16 protein-coding genes are annotated in these 17,606 nt (G+C 60.9%); 7 read left to right on the top strand and 9 right to left on the bottom strand.

All coding sequences use genetic code 11. The features are described 5' to 3' along the window. Positions 1–70: 70 nt before the first annotated feature. The 6 genes from nusA to HB376_RS01595 form a co-directional block, all read right to left on the bottom strand. A complete protein-coding gene (nusA, locus tag HB376_RS01570) occupies positions 71–1,546 on the bottom strand; it encodes a transcription termination factor NusA (RefSeq protein WP_213761667.1) in 1,476 nt (491 codons plus the stop codon). After that, positions 1,543–2,004: a ribosome maturation factor RimP gene (gene rimP / locus HB376_RS01575; RefSeq protein WP_047898052.1), complete on the bottom strand. Its 462-nt coding sequence runs from the start codon at positions 2,002–2,004 to the stop codon at positions 1,543–1,545. Before rimP ends, nusA begins: the two co-directional genes overlap by 4 nt. A gap of 447 nt (positions 2,005–2,451) precedes the next feature. After that, positions 2,452–4,440, bottom strand: a complete 1,989-nt coding sequence (gene rluB / locus HB376_RS01580) for a 23S rRNA pseudouridine(2605) synthase RluB (protein WP_213761668.1) — start codon at positions 4,438–4,440, stop codon at positions 2,452–2,454. Positions 4,441–4,541: 101 nt separating this feature from the next. Beyond that, positions 4,542–5,822, bottom strand: coding sequence for an SMC-Scp complex subunit ScpB (gene scpB, locus HB376_RS40710; RefSeq protein ID WP_255631099.1), 1,281 nt, complete (start codon positions 5,820–5,822; stop codon positions 4,542–4,544). 434 nt (positions 5,823–6,256) lie between these two features. Continuing rightward, on the bottom strand, positions 6,257–7,522 hold the full coding sequence (locus HB376_RS01590) for a pyridoxal phosphate-dependent aminotransferase (RefSeq protein WP_213761669.1): 1,266 nt from the start codon (positions 7,520–7,522) through the stop codon (positions 6,257–6,259). 192 nt (positions 7,523–7,714) lie between these two features. Beyond that, on the bottom strand, positions 7,715–8,629 hold the full coding sequence (locus HB376_RS01595; protein ID WP_213761670.1) for a LysR family transcriptional regulator: 915 nt from the start codon (positions 8,627–8,629) through the stop codon (positions 7,715–7,717). A 413-nt stretch (positions 8,630–9,042) separates the two neighbouring features. Between HB376_RS01595 and HB376_RS01600 the strand changes: the two genes are divergently transcribed. After that, positions 9,043–9,441 (top strand): transposase, encoded by a 399-nt coding sequence (locus HB376_RS01600; RefSeq protein ID WP_213761671.1) that lies wholly within the window; start codon positions 9,043–9,045, stop codon positions 9,439–9,441. Positions 9,442–9,853: 412 nt separating this feature from the next. Further along, positions 9,854–10,114: a hypothetical protein gene (locus HB376_RS01605; RefSeq protein ID WP_213761672.1), complete on the top strand. Its 261-nt coding sequence runs from the start codon at positions 9,854–9,856 to the stop codon at positions 10,112–10,114. A gap of 342 nt (positions 10,115–10,456) precedes the next feature. On the opposite strand, the gene HB376_RS01610 is transcribed toward HB376_RS01605, so the two are convergent. After that, positions 10,457–10,771, bottom strand: a complete 315-nt coding sequence (locus tag HB376_RS01610; RefSeq protein WP_213761673.1) for a hypothetical protein — start codon at positions 10,769–10,771, stop codon at positions 10,457–10,459. Between the two features lie 304 nt (positions 10,772–11,075). On the opposite strand from HB376_RS01610, the gene HB376_RS01615 reads away from it, so the two are divergent. From HB376_RS01615 to HB376_RS01625, 3 genes are all read left to right on the top strand, one after another. Beyond that, a complete protein-coding gene (locus HB376_RS01615) occupies positions 11,076–11,804 on the top strand; it encodes a YdcF family protein (protein WP_255631100.1) in 729 nt (242 codons plus the stop codon). 301 nt (positions 11,805–12,105) lie between these two features. Next, the gene (locus HB376_RS01620; RefSeq protein WP_213761675.1) at positions 12,106–12,345 is read left to right on the top strand and encodes a hypothetical protein; all 240 of its coding nucleotides are present in this window, start codon (positions 12,106–12,108) and stop codon (positions 12,343–12,345) included. 193 nt (positions 12,346–12,538) lie between these two features. Next, positions 12,539–12,802 carry a hypothetical protein gene (locus HB376_RS01625; protein WP_031358965.1) on the top strand — a complete coding sequence of 88 codons (264 nt, stop codon included), beginning with the start codon at positions 12,539–12,541 and terminating at the stop codon, positions 12,800–12,802. 110 nt (positions 12,803–12,912) lie between these two features. Here the strand turns inward: HB376_RS01625 and HB376_RS01630 are convergent, their stop codons facing one another. Continuing rightward, positions 12,913–13,200, bottom strand: coding sequence for a putative quinol monooxygenase (locus tag HB376_RS01630; protein WP_213761676.1), 288 nt, complete (start codon positions 13,198–13,200; stop codon positions 12,913–12,915). Between the two features lie 644 nt (positions 13,201–13,844). Beyond that, on the bottom strand, positions 13,845–15,056 hold the full coding sequence (gene bamC / locus HB376_RS01635) for an outer membrane protein assembly factor BamC (RefSeq protein ID WP_213761677.1): 1,212 nt from the start codon (positions 15,054–15,056) through the stop codon (positions 13,845–13,847). 508 nt (positions 15,057–15,564) lie between these two features. On the opposite strand from bamC, the gene HB376_RS01640 reads away from it, so the two are divergent. Together HB376_RS01640 and HB376_RS01645 are read left to right on the top strand one after the other, a co-directional pair. Beyond that, a complete protein-coding gene (locus HB376_RS01640; protein ID WP_213761678.1) occupies positions 15,565–16,059 on the top strand; it encodes a DUF2844 domain-containing protein in 495 nt (164 codons plus the stop codon). A gap of 8 nt (positions 16,060–16,067) precedes the next feature. Continuing rightward, on the top strand, positions 16,068–17,393 hold the full coding sequence (locus tag HB376_RS01645) for a DUF3443 domain-containing protein (RefSeq protein WP_213761679.1): 1,326 nt from the start codon (positions 16,068–16,070) through the stop codon (positions 17,391–17,393). The last annotated feature ends 213 nt before the right edge of the window (positions 17,394–17,606 follow it).

A 17,606-nucleotide genomic window follows, 5' to 3' on the forward strand; every position in this document is an offset into this window, starting at 1 on the left:
AATTCCCTGCTGTTTGATCGGGGTCATGCGGCCTAACGGCCGCGATATGTCAGTGCGCCATGGTCATTTCTCACTGGAACCAGTGTTCACGTGCTTTCATGATCAACGCCTTAGCGGCATCCTCTTCAATACTGGTCATCTCGACCAGTTCATCCACAGCCAGCTCCGCGAGGTCGTCGCGTGTCCGGATTTGATGTTCTTCGAGCTTCGCGTACAACTCGTCGGTCATACCTTCGAGGCTCTTCAGGTCGAGCGCCACACCCTCGACCTTCTCTTCATTCGCGATCGCCAACGTCAGAAGCGCATCACGGGAGCGGTTACGCAACTCGTGAACAGTGTCTTCGTCGAAGGCTTCGATTTCGAGCATTTCGTTGAGCGGCACATACGCGATCTCTTCGAGGCTGGTAAAGCCTTCGTCGATGAGAATGTCGGCCACTTCTTCATCAACGTCGAGCCGCGCCATGAACAGGCCGCGCAATGTGCCACGCTCTTCGTTCTGCTTCAGCGCGGACTCGTCCGGCGTCATGATGTTGATCTGCCAGCCGGTCAATTCGCTGGCAAGACGCACGTTCTGGCCGCTGCGGCCAATGGCAACCGCAAGTTCGTTCTCGTCAACGACGACGTCCATGGAGTGTTTCTCTTCATCCACGACGATCGACTGTACGGCGGCCGGCGCGAGCGCGCCGATCACGAACTGAGCGGGGTCCTCTGACCATAGCACGATGTCGACGTTCTCGCCACCGAGCTCATTTCTCACCGCCTGGACCCGCGAACCGCGAATCCCGACGCAGGTACCAATAGGGTCGATGCGCTTGTCGTAAGCAATCACCCCGATTTTCGCACGCACGCCAGGATCGCGCGCGGCCGCCTTGATTTCGAGCAGGCCCTGCTCGATTTCCGGCACTTCCATTTCAAACAGCTTCATCAGGAACTCGGGCGCCGTGCGCGAGAGTTCGATCTGCGGACCCCGTGCCGTACGGTCAACCTTCGCAATGTAGGCGCGAACCCGGTCGCCGACCCGCAGGTTTTCCTTCGGAATCAACTGGTCGCGGCGCAACAGCGCTTCCACACGACCCGATTCGACGATGAAATTACCCTTGTCCAGGCGCTTCACCGCGCCGGTCATGATCTTTTCGCCGCGTTCGAGGAAGTCGTTCAGGATCTGCTCGCGCTCAGCGTCGCGAACTTTCTGAAGAATGACTTGCTTGGCAGCCTGCGCACCAATCCGGCCGAACTCGATGGACGGAATGGGTTGCTCGATGTATTCATCGATTTGCGCGTCTGGCTTCTCTTCCTTCGCTTCGAACAGCAGGATTTCCTGGTCAGGTTCCTGCAGGCCGGCTTCGTCCGGCACCACTTTCCAGCGACGGAAGGTTTCGTGCTCGCCGCTTTCACGGTCGATTGCCACGCGGATGTCCACGTCTTCCTCGAACAGCTTCTTCGTTGCCGAAGCAAGCGCTGCTTCGAGCGCTGCGTACACCACGTCCTTGTTGACGTTCTTCTCGCGCGCCAGCGCATCCGCCAGCATCAAAACTTCGCGACTCATTGTTTGCGGCTCCTAAAGTCAACTTTGGGGACGAGACGTGCTTTATCGAGGTCTGCGAGCGTGAAATCGAGCATCGCAGCGCCGCCGTCCTTCCCTTCGAATTCCAAACCGATCGACTCGCCGTCCGGGGCATGCAGGATGCCACGGTACGACTTGCGCCCGTCCAGCGGCTTCTTCAATGTGATAGTGACTTCGCTGCCCGCGAAGCGTTCGAAATCCGCCAATTTCTTGAGCGGACGATCGAGACCCGGCGACCCGACTTCAAGCCGTGAGTAATCGATATTCTCCACTTCGAACAGATACTGAAGCTGACGTGTGACTTTCTCACAGTCTTCAATCGCGATGCCGGCGGGCTGGTCGATGGAGATACGCAGCAAACCGCCCCCCGCGCGCTCGATATCGACAAGTTCGTAGCCCAGGCCCGAGACCGTGGTTTCGATGATTTCCGTCAGTTGCACAGTGAAAGACTCCAAGATGTTCGCGCGCTCCACGCCGAACACCTGCGGACCGCGCCTTGAGCTGGCGCACTTTCGTTGCCCCAAGATGCTGAACCGAACGGCCAAAAAAAAATGGGCGCAACGCCCATCCTTCTGTACCGAGATCACATCCGGGCGGCGAAACAAACACCATGCCCAGCGACTTCGTGATTTTAGCCATTTTTCGGGATAAACGCAACCAATGCGCCCTGTATATAGCCATATGACGGCCATTTACAAGGCAAATCGAAAGCATTCGTCACGCTTTGCCGGTCTTTCCCCGAGGCTAAAGTCATCGTGCTGAATTTAATGGACCAGTGGGCCAAGCGAGCGATCCGATTGTCCGCAGGCCCCACCCCGTCCGTACGACTCACGTACCGCGCTTTCGAACACACCACACACTAGTGCTCGAAAACGCGGCACCTGAACTTAGCGTCCGCGCGTCCGGTTGCGCGGTGCCGGGCGAGCGCCGCCACGGGCGGCTCCTCCCGCGTTACCGCCACTACCTTGTGCGCCGCCGGCACCGGCCGGGCCTTGGCGGCCTCCCGGGCCGGGGCGCTTGCCGCCGCCGTTTGCCGAGCGTGCGCCTGCACCATTGCCACTACCCATGGCAGGTGAACCGGGCGGACGGCTGCCGCGCGGACCGCCAGCGGAGCCGCCTGGACGCGGGATCGCACGGTTGCCATTCGCTTCGCCGCCCGCACGATTGCCGTTTGCTTCCCGGCCGCCATTGCTGCCGCGCGCGCCGTAACCACCGCCGCTGCCGTTGCCTGCGTAACCACCGCCAGAACCGGAACCGCCACCGAAACCGCCGGGGGCGCCGCGCCGGCCGCCCGCGCCGCCAGGGCCGCCGCGTGTAGGCGTCGTCTGGGCGAAACGGCCGTGCGAACTGAGCACCGGTTCACGCGTGATAATGCCCATCGACGTTTGCAGCGGATCGGGCTGAATGCGCGGTGCGGCGCTACGCGCGCCCCGCTCTTCCACCGGCGCCTTGAGTCCGACCGACGCCAGGAGATCACGCACTTCGCTGTCTTCGAGTTCTTCCCAACGGCCACGCTTGAGCCCCTTGGGCAACGCGATCGGGCCGTGCCGCGTACGAATCAGCCGGCTCACCATGAGGCCGGCCGCTTCGAACATGCGGCGCACTTCGCGGTTGCGGCCTTCAGCCAGTGCCACGTGATACCAATGATTCGTGCCTTCACCGCCGCCATCGCGGATACGCAGGAAGTTCGCCGGACCGTCTTCCAGCTCCACGCCGTGCAGCAACTTCTGACGCATGCCTTCCGACAATTCGCCCACCACCCGCACCGCGTATTCACGCTCGACGCTGTAACGCGGATGCATGAACCGGTTGGCCAGGTCGCCCGACGTAGTCAGCAGCAACAACCCTTCGGTGTTGAAGTCGAGCCGTCCGACCGCAAGCCATTTGGCCGTTTTCATCGGCGGGAGGTTGTCGAAGACAGAAGGACGGCCTTCCGGATCGGCGTGACTGACAATTTCGCCTGTCGGTTTGTGGTACAGCAGGATGCGCGGCGGCTTGCTCGCGAGCTTGCGCTTGACCGGCTTGCCGTTGATACGGACCTGGTCCGTCGGCATGATGCGCTGGCCGATATGCGCCGGCTCACCATTCACCGACACCCGGCCGGCCACGATCAACTCTTCCATGTCGCGACGCGAGCCCATGCCTGCCTCGGCGAGCACCTTGTGCAGCTTCGGCGTATCGTCGTCCGCTTCGAGCACGCGTTTTTGCGGGGCGGGGCGGCCACGACGCAACATGGGAGCGCGCAGGTCGCCCGAGGTGTTGTCGGCGTCGAATGCCGGCGATGTCACGTATGCGAAAACGTCGTCCTCGGTACCGGCCGCGGCGGTTGCTGCAGCGGGCATTGCTGGTGTTGCTTGGTCATCGCGGCGACCGCGCTTTTGAGCTTGTCCGGGTTGTTGAGCCTGCCGCGCCGGGCGACGGCCGCCTTCACGTGGCTCGCGTGCCTCACGCGGCTCACGCGGCGCCTGGCCCTCGCGAGCACCTTCAGCCGAACCTTCACGCGGAACGCGGGGCTTGGCCGCCGACCCGGCCCGTGCGCCGTCTCCACCACCCGCGCCGTTGCGCGGCCCACGTGAGCCTGCATCCTTGCGCGGCATGCGCACTTGCGCCGCGACCACGCCATCCGGGGGTGTCTCAGCGATCACGCCAGCCGGCGCCGCGGACGACGCACCGTCGGCGCCCTTCGTCTTGGCGACGGCGCGACGGCGGGCGATCAGGCTGCGAGGCCCGCGCCGCAAGCCGCGACGCGGACGGTCTTCGCCCTCGGCGGGTTCGTCGTTGCGTGTGCGTTCGCCTGCATCGGCCTGGCCATGTGCTTCATCGGCACGAACGGGGCGCTCGGATTCGGGCGAATCGCTGTCGTGGGAATGTGTCAAAACAACCTCAATTATGTCGGGTCGCGCGCCCGTCGCAGGCGCGTCAAAAAATCCGGCCGATGGTGGATTAGCAGCCGAATGAAGGTTCGGGCAAACAGGCCTCAGGCGCGGCGCGCAGTCTGGTCGTCCGGTGCGTTGAATTCGTCGGTTTCGTTTGATTCGTCCGGCGCATTCGATGCGTCGAATAGCTTCGATGCATCCGGTGTATTCGCGTTGTCAGCGCTATCGGATTCATCTGCGGCGCGCGGTAAGGCGTGTCGCGCAGCGTCGCTTGTCAATGCGCCGGCATCCGGCGCCGCCTCGCGACGGTTGACCGCGTCGCCGGGCGTTGCTTGTAATGGGTCCCGGCTAATATCTGCAACCGCTTCGAGCGGTTCCGAGCTGGTCAGGGACACCGCTTGTGACGGTTCGAATTGCACCGGTGCGTTCGTTCGCGCATCGGCGTTCTTCTCGTTCACAGGCTCGTCAGCGCCGGCTTGTGAATGCAAAAATGGTTCATCTTCCGGATGGACTGCTTCGGCCGCCACGGGTTCCTGCGAATACAGCGACTGAGTCTCCTCATGCGTGGTCGCGCCCGGGAATGCGTCCGACGTGTTCGACGTGTTCGACGTGTCAGGCCCGGAAACGTGAGTAACCGCTCCCTGCTCGCCGTCCGGCTCTTCTTTGGCGATACCCGTCGTGGCTTTGGCCTCGTCAACGTCGGACAAAAGCGCCGATGACGGCGATGCGTCCGCGCTCGAAGCGTCCGGCAGCAAAGCGGGTCCACCCTTCGATTCCAGCCCTTGCACCAACGCGGCACCGATTGCGGCGGCATCGTCGCCGGGGAAATCGATTGCATGCTGCGCGAGCAACGAAGCTTCCAGTTGCGCCGACGGGTTGTCGAGTGCGGGCAGTTCATCCAGCGCGCTCAAGCCCAGGTCATCCAGGAACTGCTTGGTCGTTGCGTAGAGCGCTGGCCGGCCCGGCACGTCGCGATGACCGATCACCTCGATCCAGCCGCGGTCTTCCAGTTGCTTCACGACCTGCGTGTTCACCGTGACACCGCGAATTTCTTCGATGTCGCCACGCGTCACAGGCTGCCGGTAGCCAATGATCGCGAGCGTTTCGAGTACGGCTCGCGAATATTTGGGCGGCTTTTCCGGGTGTAGCCGATCGAGATAGGCCCGCATTGCAGGTTTGCTCTGAAACCGCCATCCGGACGCAAGCGACACAAGTTCCACGCCACGTCCCGACCAATCCTGCTTCAGGGCGTCGAGCAAGGTGCGAACCGTGTCGGCCGAGATATCGTCGGCGAAAAGCTTGCGCAACTCGGCGAGTTTCAGCGGCTCCTGCGCGCAGATCAAGGCAGTCTCGAGGACGATCTTCGCCTCTTGGGTATTCATGCAGCTAGATAGGACCCTGTATGGTCTATGAACCGGTCAAGTCAGACCGAATCGAATGACGCCGACTACTCGAACCATTCGCAACGCTCAGACTGGAAAACCGTGGACGAGGATACTGACGACGCGCTCGCCCGATTTCTGATCGGTCATATTGATTGGGAGCACGCACCGGGGGGAGGCCAAACACGGGATCAGATACTGATCGCCGAGCTTTTCCCAGCCGGACGAAGCAGCGCTTTCCAAGGCGGAAGCGCGTGACTGGACGCATATTACGCAAAAACAAACGGTGCGTAAAGGTGAAACATTGGGTCGCCCCCAGACTCACGTCTAGTGGCCTTCCGAAACCGAAACCCTGCCCCCCGTCCTTGTCCTGTCCCTGTATTACCCCGCCCCTTGCTCTCCGCCAACCTCCAGCCCCCTAGCCGCGTACCCGCTCACCCGGCCGGGTGCGCTTCCATGAACGCTCGCAGACGCGCGACCCCGGCGTCCAGGCGGACGGTGTCGCATGCGTAGCACCAGCGCACGAACCCCTCTCCTTCTGGACCGAACGCGCTGCCGGGCGCAAGTCCGAGCGCGCTCTCGCGCACGAGCGCCTTGCACAGCTCCAGGCTGCGGTTCGCACCCGGCAGCCTGAAAAACAAGTACATGGAACCAGCTGGCGCCCGCACATCGATACCCGGAATCCGCTGCAATGCCGTCACAAGGTAATCGCGGCTGGCGCGCAGGTCGGCGACCAGCGCTTGCGTAAATTGCTCGCCGTCCCGCACCGCAGCGATCCCGGCCATCTGGACGAACGAAGGCGCACAAGAGGTGTTGTACTCGACCAGCTTGCCGAGATCCTCCATCAGGCGCTCGGGCGCGACGATCCAGCCGAGCCGCCAGCCCGTCATCAGCCAGGCCTTCGAGAACGAATTCACTGCTATTACCCGTTCGTCACGGCTTGCCAGATCGAGGAACGAAGGAGCGACCGCGGCGTCATCGCCGTAATAGAGGCGCTCGTAGACTTCGTCGGCGACCAGCCAGATGCCAAGCTGCCGGCACCGGTCAAGCACTGCCTGCTGCTGCTCGCGTGTCATGACCCAGCCGGTGGGATTATTCGGCGAGTTGATCATCAACATGCGCGTGCCGGGCGTGAGAGCAGCCAGCAGCCGGTCGAGATCGAGCGTCCAGCCGTTGGCGCCATAGGTCAACGCGACCGTTTCCACTGTAGCGCCGAGAATCTTGGGAATTTCCACGAGATTCGGCCACAGCGGGGTGACCGCCACCACACGGTCGCCTGCGCCCGCGACCAGCTGCGTCGCCAGCATCAGCGCGTTGACGCCAGCGCTGGTCACGGCAATTTCAGCTGGCCGAGTGGCGCCATGCAGCTTGCCGACGTAGCCGGCAAGCGCTTCGCGCAGCGGCGCGACGCCCAGATTGTGCGTATAGAAGGTTGCACCGTCGGCAAGCGCGCGGCTGGCGGCGTCGCGGATGAACAGCGGCGTGACCTGATCTGATTCGCCGAACCAGAAAGGCAGCACGTCCGGGACACCGAAACCTGCATTGGCGACCTCACGAATCTGCGACGGGCGCAACGCACGGACGGCGTCACGTGCATTCGGCACACGCTCGCCTTCTGCCTGTGCGCTTGTATGTGCGCTTGTATGTGCATTTGCCAGCGCACCCAGTTCCGAGATAACCGCCCCTTCAGACTCGCTCATTGCCGCCTCCGCCGATGTAAAGCGAAAGTCTAACGCGACGCCCTCCGAAAAGCGCTGTACGGAGCGCGCGTTAGCCATCAGGCCAGTTCTTGCACCCTTTCGCGGGCTTGGGTTGATCTGCAATAGCGCAAACCGCTGATATAGCGCGGGAATGGCCCACTCACTTGGGGACCAACCCGATCGAGCGATCGGCTAAGCCAGTTCTTCAACGCGTTTCGGCAATCCGGCGACCAGCCCCCACACCGACTCGGCGGCAGGCGACAACGACCGGTCGCGCCGCCGCACCAGCTCGACGGTTCGCTCGACCCGCGGCACCAACGGTAACGCGACCAGTGACGAGTTCGCCGGCAACGGCAGGGCCAGCCACGGCAGCACGCTAATGCCGACACCCGCCTCCACCAGCCCGAACACCGTAGCGGAATGACCCAGCTCCTGCACCACGTCGGCGATGACATGATGCTCACGCAGCACGGCATCGATAATCGGACGGCTTCCGGAAGCATGGTCCAGCATGACCAGACGTTCGCCGGACAATGCGGCCCACGGTACCTCCTGCGCCGCGGCAAGAGGATGATCCCGTCTCGCAACCGCGCAAAACGAGTCGGTCATCACGACTTCCCCATACAGGTCGTCATTGGCGTAGGGGCCGATCGCCACACCGAAATCGACCTCGCCCGATTTGACCTTGCGAATCACGTCGCTCTGGAGGTCGTCTCGCAAACCCAGTGAAATCAACGGAAATTCCCGGACACAGGCCGAAATGACGAACGGCATCAGCCGGCACGCCACGGTCGGACTGGCCGCGACAATGACCCGTCCGCGCCGTTGCTGGCCGAGATCGCGGATTTCGCGGAGTGCGTCATCGAGGTCCGAGAGCAGCCGCGACACGCTGCCCACGAGATTCGTGCCAACGTCGGTGAGTTGCACCTCGCGGGTGGTCCGGTCGACCAGCTTCAGCCCGATTTCCCCCTCGAGCTCACGCACGCACCGGCTCACCGCCGACTGCGTCAGGCCGATTTCATCGCCGGCGCGGCTAAAGCTTTGCAGCCTGGCGACTTCAATAAACACGCGTAGCTGACGCAACGTCACATTGAGCGCTCGGCTCATACCCTTCCCTCATCAATCCATCTCATAGATGCAAATTGTAGATCAAGGTCGGTCAAGAAAACGGTTTCATCAAGGGGCGCGCTGCGGTGCAGCAGAAATGCATTCGCGCACGCAGGATGGGCTTATTGCACTTGATTGGTGATTGTCCCGATTTCATTAACTGCACTTATAGCGTCTCATACGGCCCATGCTGGCACCGCGCCAGCCTACTGCCGCGAGGCTTTCCGGCCGATCGATACACGCATGGCACGGTTCTCGCATTTACTTGCGCAGAGGTCGGCGCCATTGCAGTTTTAAACGCAAATCGTCCGTCGCAATGTCTGCTCCGACCTTACCTGGGTTCGATCTTCGAATTCCGACCAGAGTGCGCGGCGCGGGGCAGCGCACCGGGGTTAGCTTCGCTGAGGTGAAACATGATGTTCGACGATCTAAGAGATAACGAGTGGGCGCTGGTAGAGGCCTTGTTTTGCGCAGAACCGGCACGCAGCGAACGGCGCGGCCGTCCGCGTGTGGAAGCACGCGCTGTTGTCAATGCCGTGTTGTGGGTCCTGTCCACGGGCGAAGGCTGGTCGAAGTTGCCGGGCCGCTACCCGTCGCCGCCGACCTGCCGTCGACGGTTCGACGAATGGCAAGCGGATGGTACGCTCGCCGAAATCGTGAAGCGGCTGGGCAGCAATGGTCGTGAGGTGTCGTTGCGGGGCCGGATCGGTTCCACCGCCGCGAAACCGCCCGCACCGCCGAGCCGCGACCGTCTGCGTGGCGCATTCTGGACGAATCCGGAATCGTGGCGCGCGCCGGTCAAGATGGCCTGACAGCCGGCCCAATGCGGTAAGCGGCATGGTCGGTCGCTGTACGGCCAGGCTGTGCGGCTAAATTTACGCGAAGCACCCGCGCGCAGGTTTCCTGCGTTTTATCCCGGCTCCCACCGATGTCTCTCCTCGAGTGATGAGCCACCGGTCTGCACTCGTAGACCGTTTAGTCAGTCAAAAATCTGCCGGCAGGCGCTCGCCTTTCGTTCATCGAAAGGGAGCGCATGGCGTGCACTACCTCCACGCACATTGACATTGCGGCCGCTCAAACATGCGCCCCGCGACGATTTGTTGCGCCCAGTCAGGAAACCCGGGAAACAACTCTTTACCAATATTTACAGCATGCTTTCGTGCGCTGGCATAGCTTGTGAAGTTGGCTAGCGGACCAATACCGGTCCGAAGGGGAGTTTTCATCATGAAACCAATGTCACTGGTGGTATGCGGCATTGTGCTTTCATCGCTGGGGGCGGCAATTACGGTGCACGCGGAATCGGCAGCGGGCAACTTCGCGCTGCGCGCGGATACGCAAGCCAGTCCGCAAGCCTGGAGGAAGGAGCCAGTGCGTGGCAGCGATATGACCGAAACCGCGCCGCGCGGGGATTTGCGAGGCGATATCGCGAGTAATGCGCGAGCACGGCCGGAACCGGATCGCGGAGGCCGCCCGCGTAAGCACTGAGGAGCGGTCGAAACGCACAAGTCACCGGACAAGCGTGCAAAACCACCGGCATATCGTGCATTGAAACCATATTCGGTCGATGGAGTGCCCTTCCGGGAACCCTTCCTCATCGCGCCAGTCCGACCTTATGCCATGAGCACAGCGTGGCAGCAGTAGATCCGGTACGCCCGTATCCTCGTGATACGGGCTTTTTTTGTCGGAATTTTGCCGCTGTCATGAGCGTGCCGCTTTCACAGCCTGACCCATTCGACGCAGAAGTGGCGCTACCGCGGCCGCAACCGTTTGCCAGGCACTGGAGCGCTCGAAGCGCGAGACTGCTTCAGCGCGAAGGTTGGAAGCGCTTTAAGCGCGTGCTTCGGCCAGGGGTTCCTGAATGACGGCCGGCGAATAAGGCGCTGCGCGGTGCAGGTCCCAGTCCATCGAACGCTCGTCTCGCGCGAGCCGGGAGAATTCGAATTTGCCCCGCTCGGTTACTACCGCAATGTCCACGGGAGCGTGAAAACCGGGAGCGGGTGCAACGGTGCGTTGCCGGACCAGTTCCAGCAGACCCAGGTCGCGTAGATGGCTGAAAACGTTAGGGCGTCTTGCCCACGGAACTTGACGATACTGAGCTCGCCGGAGCGCTTCGAGTACGGCTTCGTTTGAATACGTGGTCATCTCGTTATATCTTCCAGTGCAGCCGTGACGGCGCCACATGGCAGTAACTGACTGCCAGCGGCACCGACTAAACGCGGCACGCCCCGAAACCAGTCAAAATGCCGACTTCGCGGCCCCTGACCGGAACTCGCAGCCGCCGCTTGCGCTAGGTGCTGCTTATTTCTGCTTACCGCTACTTATAATTCCGAGCGCCCGTTAAACGCGCACTACACAACGCGTTCCGCAGTTCCGGCGATGCATTCTCACGAATGCGATGACCACGAAGCGGATTATCTCGAAAACCTATACGTTACCTCAAACCAAATTGGTTCTTATAACTTTATTGCTGCTTTTCTTTGCACTGTTCGCAGTTTGGCGACAACGCCGGCGCGCGGTCGCGCTTGTTTGCGTCGTGCTGTTCTGGGCGCTGGGCGCGAGTTGGCTCGCGGCGCCGCTGCTTCACCTTGCGCAGCGCGGGTTCGAAGAGAAGTCGACGCCGCAGGACGTGCATTTCGCATCGCGAACGACTTTTATCCTGCTGGGCGGCGGCACGCGTTACGACGACGACAAACGCCTGGTACCAAAACGTGATGCGTTCACGCGTATTGTTGTCACAGCCGAGCTGTATCGTGAGTGCCGGCGCGCGGGCGGCGCTTGCCGTGTGATCGTAAGCGGCGGCAATCCGCAGCATCATGAACAGGCCGAAGCCGATAATTATGCGCCCTTCCTGCTCGCTCGCGGCGTGAGCGCCAGCGATCTCGTGCTCGAAAACGAAAGCCTCAATACGTACCAGAACGCTCGCAATGTCGCGAGCATCGTGCAGCCGGAACGCGACGAAACCCTGGTGCTGATTACGTCCGCTTATCACATGCAACGGTCATTGCTTGCCTTCAGCGCTTTTGGCCTCGACACGCAAGCGTTCACCAGCAATGTGCGGCAATCCGAAGCGACATTCTTTCCCCGCCGGCGCGGTTTCATCGATACTGAAACTGCCCTGCATGAACTGGTCGGCGTCGCACGCTTTCGGGTGTACCGGAGATTGGGGCTATATTGAATCGAAGCTTGAATCGAAGCAAAGCGACCTGGTGTTATCAGTGATGTGTCAAGGTCGTTACCCATCTCGAAATTCAGTACTAGAAAGCAATGCGCTTCGCCGGTATTATCGCCGGTTCAGTCAATCGACTGGCCGGGCTGATGCTCTGTTAGAGTCGAACCGCAGTGTCATTGCTGAAATGTAACGGCACTGTAACTACATGTAACGATTCGCGGGCAGGATCGGTATTTGCTACGCAGCGTGTAATGTCTCGCCAATCGGGACAGGCCAACCCGGGTTCAACGAGTCTATGGAGGTAACAATGAAGAAAATGTCCCTGGCAGTCTTGTTTTCCCTGAGCGCAATGACCAGCGCGGCGTTTGCGCAATCCGATCAGGGCGTCATGATGAGTACGGATCCGGCCAAAATCTCGGATATCGAGCAGCGCGCGCAGGACCTGCAGGCACGCCAGTCGAACATGCAGACCGAAATGCCGATGCACAAGGGCGCCACGCATCACAAGAAGTCGGGCATGAAGCATTCGAAAGGCACGGCCGAATAAGCGATCGGGTTTATACGTCGCAACGGCACGCAAACGTTAGCCGTTGGACGAAAAAAGCCGGATACGACGCACGACGCGTTGTATCCGGCTTTTGTTCGTTATCGACGACTTCAGGCGACTATGCGTTCACCGCCACGGCGTATGCTACATTCCGCGTCGATAAATTGAATCGCACCCGTGTGCGGAGGATCGTATGAGCAACATCCAGCTGGATATTGAATGGACCGAAGCAGCATCACGCAAGATTGAAAAGTTGATGCCGCGTAACGCAAAGGACAAGGACGCATATCTCGCGCTGCCGCCCGTGGAGTGCCTGCCCATGGAAGGCGACGTGCTGTTTCTTGGCCCGGACGGCAAACAACAGCCGTTTATCGTGGCCGAACGTCAGTACCATCATGACGGCGACGCCGACTGGACCATCATCCTGATCCTCGACGTGCCGCACGAGACTCATTAAGGGCTGGCGAGGTAAAGGCTGTGGTGTTGTCAGGGCCGCGGGATAGGGCCACCAAGGACGGAGACATTGCCGCGCGGACGCACCAATGACCGCGTGCCCGATTCAGCCGCTCAGAGCTTTGCCACTACGTTAATTTCACCGTGCTCGATCAGGTCCGGCAGTGTTTTGCCGAGCGCCTGGATGTGCGGCGTTTGATTGTGTTCGGCCAGAGCCGCCTCGCTCAGCCAGCGCTCGAAGAATACGAACCGACGTGGTTCCTTGATGTCGCGATGCAGGTCATATTGCACCGCGCCTGGTTCCTTGAGGGTCGGCGCCACGATGCCCTGTAGCGCTTCCTTCAGTTTGTCTTCGTTGCCCGGTTTGGCGACGAATGTTGCGACCACGGCGATTTCCGTCATGACTTGACTCCAGATTAAAGGATCAAGCATAGCGTCGACGCCACACGCTCGCTGAAACGGCTTTTGAATGGACCAGAAAAAAGCCCGCGTTCCCTTTGGGGAGCGCGGGCAAAAGCCGTCGCCCTACGAGGATAGGCGACGGGGCCATCGAGATCCGCTTGGCCAGCGGACCGCAATTCGTGAAAGAAAATTGGTGACATATGGCGGCGTGAAGCACGTACGCCGCTTCGCGCAGGCACCATGCAGATTACATGCCACAGATGCAATGTAATCCCTATGCGGTTGATTCCTATAAGCTTTCCCGCACATAAAAAAGTAGAAACAGCGCCCGACCGAACAATGTAACTACTGCTGTAACGTGACACCGGCATCATGAAAGATCCGCTTCCTTCCCTCAGAGGTCCTTCGCCCGAAGCGTAACGCGGCGACCATGTTCACTCGCGCGCGTTACCGCGCATTTGAACGCGAAAGGCATTTTCATCAAGTGCTTCAACTAATTTCGGACGTAAAAAAACCCGCCTGAACTTCAGGCGGGTTAGTCGCGGGTCAAGCATTACGCGCGGTCTTTCCGTGACATTCAGCTTACTGATTCAACCTGCTGACTCAGCCTCCTGAACCAGTCCGCAGAAACTCTGCGATGCGCTTCAATGCAACTGGTCGTCGAGCAAGCCCATGATCTGGCGCGCTTGCGGCGAGGAATCGACGTTACCCTTGCTGTCGATGATCGACACACGCGTCTGTGTCTCTGTCAGCGCGCGCACGTTGATCTCGTAGTTCTTGGGTAGCTTCTCTTTCTTACCGTGGAACACCTGGTTCCAGAAGCCCTGCTCCGCCGACGTCATGTCCTTCGGGTCGACATACCGGACGAAATAAATGCCGCGGCCACGATCACGGTCATCGACGGTGAAGTTCGTACGGTCGAGCGCCAGACCCACACGCAGCCAGGCACGATCGTAGGGCTCCGGCACGTTGATCTCAACCGAGCTTGCTTCGGGCACCACGTCTTCCTGGATCGGCGTCTGCGCGGCAAGGGCGACGTTCTGTGCCGCCCTCTGCGCTGCAGTAGTGGACGCGGGTGAGCTCGCTGCCGCGGCCGCAGCCATGGCAGCGTCGGTCGCGCCGGTCTGGCCGCTAGCCTGACGCGCGTCGGCCAGTGCAAGGTTAGCCATCAAGCGCTTGAGGTATTCGCCTTCCAGGGCGGGATCGTTAGGCTTGGCCTGCCACTGGCTTTGATCGTTATTGGTTCCCGTCAGCGCCTCGCGCATGCCCTTCTGACTGATGAACACATACGTTCCGCCGTTCGGCGCTGCCTCGAGCCGGGTGCGGTATTTGTTGCGTTCCGCGGCAACGTATGAGTTGCCTGTTGCCATTGAAAGCGTATTGCGAATCAGCCCGTCCGAGATCTGCGGATGGGTTTCGTTCCAGTCGGTTTCCATGACGCCCTTGTCACGCGCGTCCACGACAAGCAGGAAGCCCTGCTCCTGCCAGAAACGACGAATCTGCGGCCAGACCTGATCTGGCGCCCTGGTGTCGATGACCAGCCAGCGCTCCGTGCCATCACGCTGAATATGCATGCCTGACACCGGCGGGATGACCGTAGGCGCGTTCGGCGCGACCTTCTGCACTTGCTGGAGGTCCGATAGCGACGCCTGCCCGCCCTGCGGCGGCAAAGAGCGCTGATCCCCCGTTTCGTCGAGCAGATTGGGCGGAACAGCTAGGGAAGCCTGTTTTGCCCGGGCATCGCTCTTGTAATTGATTGCATCGGGAGACGACGTACCGCATCCGGCAACAAGGCCTCCCACCATCAAGAGGGCTGCGACCTTCAAAGCGGGCTTGTTCACACGAAAATCTGTCATGTTTGGGAAATCCTTCCGCTACGCCACGGCGTTTTCCGTGGATCAACCAAGCATTTTACCGGTCCGACGCGCCGTCGTGCAAAAACAGTGTCCCTGACGTTGTACGGCCCGGATGACACGGCACCCGCGAGGTCGCCCGGGCATGAATTCCATGCCGGGAAATTTGAACGGGCATCGCGCATCCGGACAGGCGAATCAGGCCACTCCTGCACGCTTCCGAACATGCGTTCCGACGTGCTGCCCGGCTTCCTTTTTTCGTCCGCCGAAGTCCACCTTCAATCTCATAAATCGCTCTCGCGATGACCATCAAGACAATTTGTGACAATTGCTCTTGCTTTGTCCTAGCCTAATTTTCGCAACCAACGCATTGTTTAATAAGCACTTTTAACTAATTTTTGAGACGTTTTTAAAGACCACACAAGACAATTCCTATCCATGTTTTTTGAGGCACTCATATCCTAAAATTAATTCTAGATAACAAGAACGGCCACGAGAACGGAGTAACACCATGCCTCACATCAAGTCCCTCACCCCTCTTCGGGCAACTGCTGCCGCGCTGGTGATTGCGGCAAGCGGACCGGCACACGCACAACTTGGCGCCACCGTCGCGATCGTTGCAACGGGCACATCGAGTTCGTCAAACACAGCGGATGCCGCTCCTCCGGTATTGCATCAAGCCGCGAACAGCGCGGCGCGCTGGCAGGAATCGACCGATGCCAATCAGATTCGTGTGCGCCAGTACGTGTCTTCCTCGGGACAGGTCTATGCCGTCAGTTGGGACGGCCCGGCCATGCCCGATATCGCGGTACTGCTCGGCACCTGGTTCGGCCGGTATACGCAAGAAGCGAGCGCGGCGCTACCCAATGCGAGCGGGCTGCACTCATCAAGGGTGAGCAGCAGTGATCTCATGGTGGAAACGGCAGTGCGCTTGCGCGACTTCAGCGGCCGTGCCTGGCTCCCCAGCGCGTTGCCGGCCGGCGTCACGGCAGCAGACATTGACTAGAGGTAACCATGCGAAACCTGACCTGCGTACTTATCACGGCGATCGTTGCCGTTAGCGTCACGATGTCCGGCTGCGGTGGCGGCGGCGGTGGCAGTAATGATTCAACCAGCGCCGCGGCAGCCGGGGCAAGTTCCCCGACCGCCGCAAGTGCTCCGCTGGCATCGAGCGGAGCATCCGCTGCCAGCACGCCTACTGCCGCGACACCCGCCCAACCTGCTACACCTGCGAGCGCACCAGCCAACACGGTCGCTCAGTCGACCACGCCTAACGTGCTGCCTATTACCGTTGCACAGATCGCGACCGGTACTCGCAACATGTTGCAAACCAGCGTGACGATCTGCGTTCCGGGAACAAGCACGTGCCAGACGATCGACAATATCCAGGTGGATACGGGATCGCAGGGATTACGCATCCTTGCCTCCGCGCTCGCGCCAACCGTGGTGCTGCCCTCCGTTGCGGCCAGCTCGGGTTCGACCGCGGCAAGCTGTACCGTATTCGGCTCGGGATACACATGGGGTTCGGTGCGGACTGCCGACGTGCATCTGGCCGGCGAGGTGGCAGCGGCGACATCGATCCAGGTCATCGCGGACCCGGCTATTCCGGCCGTGCCCACGGACTGCAGTAACTCGGGCCTGCCGATGCTGACCGCTACGGCGCTGCGAAGCAACGGTATTCTCGGCGTAGGGCCGTTCACCGCCGACTGCGGCAGCGGCTGCGCCACGACCGCCTTGCCACGCTGGTACTACGGCTGCTCGTCGGGCGCGTGCGTAGCAGCTACGTTGCCGGTTGCACAGCAGGTGACCAATCCAATAAGCCGATTCGCCACCGACAACAACGGCCTTGTCATCGACCTTCCCGCGGTCGCCGCCACCGGCGCAGCGAGTGTCACCGGCACCATGACGTTCGGAATCGGCTCACAGTCGAACAATCTGCTTGGCAGCGCTCAGGTCCTCCCGAGCAACTCGATAACAGGGTTTGTTTCGACCGCCTTTCAGGGGCAAACCTACAGCACGAGTTACATCGACAGCGGATCGAATGGCCTGTTCTTCGCGCTGAGCTCCGTGCCGGCGTGCGGCTTCTGGTTCTGTCCAACCGCCGTGCAAAGCCTGACTGCGACCGTTGCCGGCATCAATGGGGCAACGAGCAACGTGACGTTCACAATGGGCAACGCAACGTCGCTATTCGCAACCGGCAACAGCGCGCTCAGCAATCTGGCGGGACCCGCAAGCAACTACTTCGACTGGGGCCTGCCCTTCTTCTTCGGGAGACGCGTCTTTACCGCGATCGAAGCGAGTGCGACACCAGCGGGCAATGGTCCTTACTATGCGTTCTAGGCCCTGAGCATGTGCTGCGGCGGCTCCTGATAGCCGAGCCGCCGCTGCATACGTCGAAGGCTTCGCCGCGATTAGCATGCGCTCGCGTTCTCACGATTCCGCGTGCTCGCGAGCATGCATATGTGCGACCACCAATAGCGCCGCTTGCCCGTCCTGCACAGCACGTCCACGTCCTCCAAAAATACGTTTAAAACTAACCGTCCCGGAGACATG

The organism is Caballeronia sp. dw_19 (genome assembly GCF_018449515.1).
Classification (GTDB): Bacteria; Pseudomonadota; Gammaproteobacteria; order Burkholderiales; family Burkholderiaceae; genus Caballeronia.

Bases quoted from the DNA above. Each gene is read 5' to 3' on its own strand.
- HB376_RS01590 (WP_213761669.1), bottom strand. From the start codon at position 7,522: ATGAGCGAGTCTGAAGGGGCGGTTATCTCGGAACTGGGTGCGCTGGCA.
- HB376_RS01600 (WP_213761671.1), top strand. From the start codon at position 9,043: ATGATGTTCGACGATCTAAGAGATAACGAGTGGGCGCTGGTAGAGGCC.
- HB376_RS01595 (WP_213761670.1), bottom strand. From the start codon at position 8,629: ATGAGCCGAGCGCTCAATGTGACGTTGCGTCAGCTACGCGTGTTTATT.
- scpB (WP_255631099.1), bottom strand. From the start codon at position 5,822: ATGAATACCCAAGAGGCGAAGATCGTCCTCGAGACTGCCTTGATCTGC.
- HB376_RS01620 (WP_213761675.1), top strand. From the start codon at position 12,106: ATGAAGAAAATGTCCCTGGCAGTCTTGTTTTCCCTGAGCGCAATGACC.
- HB376_RS01645 (WP_213761679.1), top strand. From the start codon at position 16,068: ATGCGAAACCTGACCTGCGTACTTATCACGGCGATCGTTGCCGTTAGC.
- HB376_RS01605 (WP_213761672.1), top strand. From the start codon at position 9,854: ATGAAACCAATGTCACTGGTGGTATGCGGCATTGTGCTTTCATCGCTG.
- bamC (WP_213761677.1), bottom strand. From the start codon at position 15,056: ATGACAGATTTTCGTGTGAACAAGCCCGCTTTGAAGGTCGCAGCCCTC.
- HB376_RS01640 (WP_213761678.1), top strand. From the start codon at position 15,565: ATGCCTCACATCAAGTCCCTCACCCCTCTTCGGGCAACTGCTGCCGCG.
- nusA (WP_213761667.1), bottom strand. From the start codon at position 1,546: ATGAGTCGCGAAGTTTTGATGCTGGCGGATGCGCTGGCGCGCGAGAAG.
- HB376_RS01610 (WP_213761673.1), bottom strand. From the start codon at position 10,771: ATGACCACGTATTCAAACGAAGCCGTACTCGAAGCGCTCCGGCGAGCT.
- HB376_RS01625 (WP_031358965.1), top strand. From the start codon at position 12,539: ATGAGCAACATCCAGCTGGATATTGAATGGACCGAAGCAGCATCACGC.
- HB376_RS01630 (WP_213761676.1), bottom strand. From the start codon at position 13,200: ATGACGGAAATCGCCGTGGTCGCAACATTCGTCGCCAAACCGGGCAAC.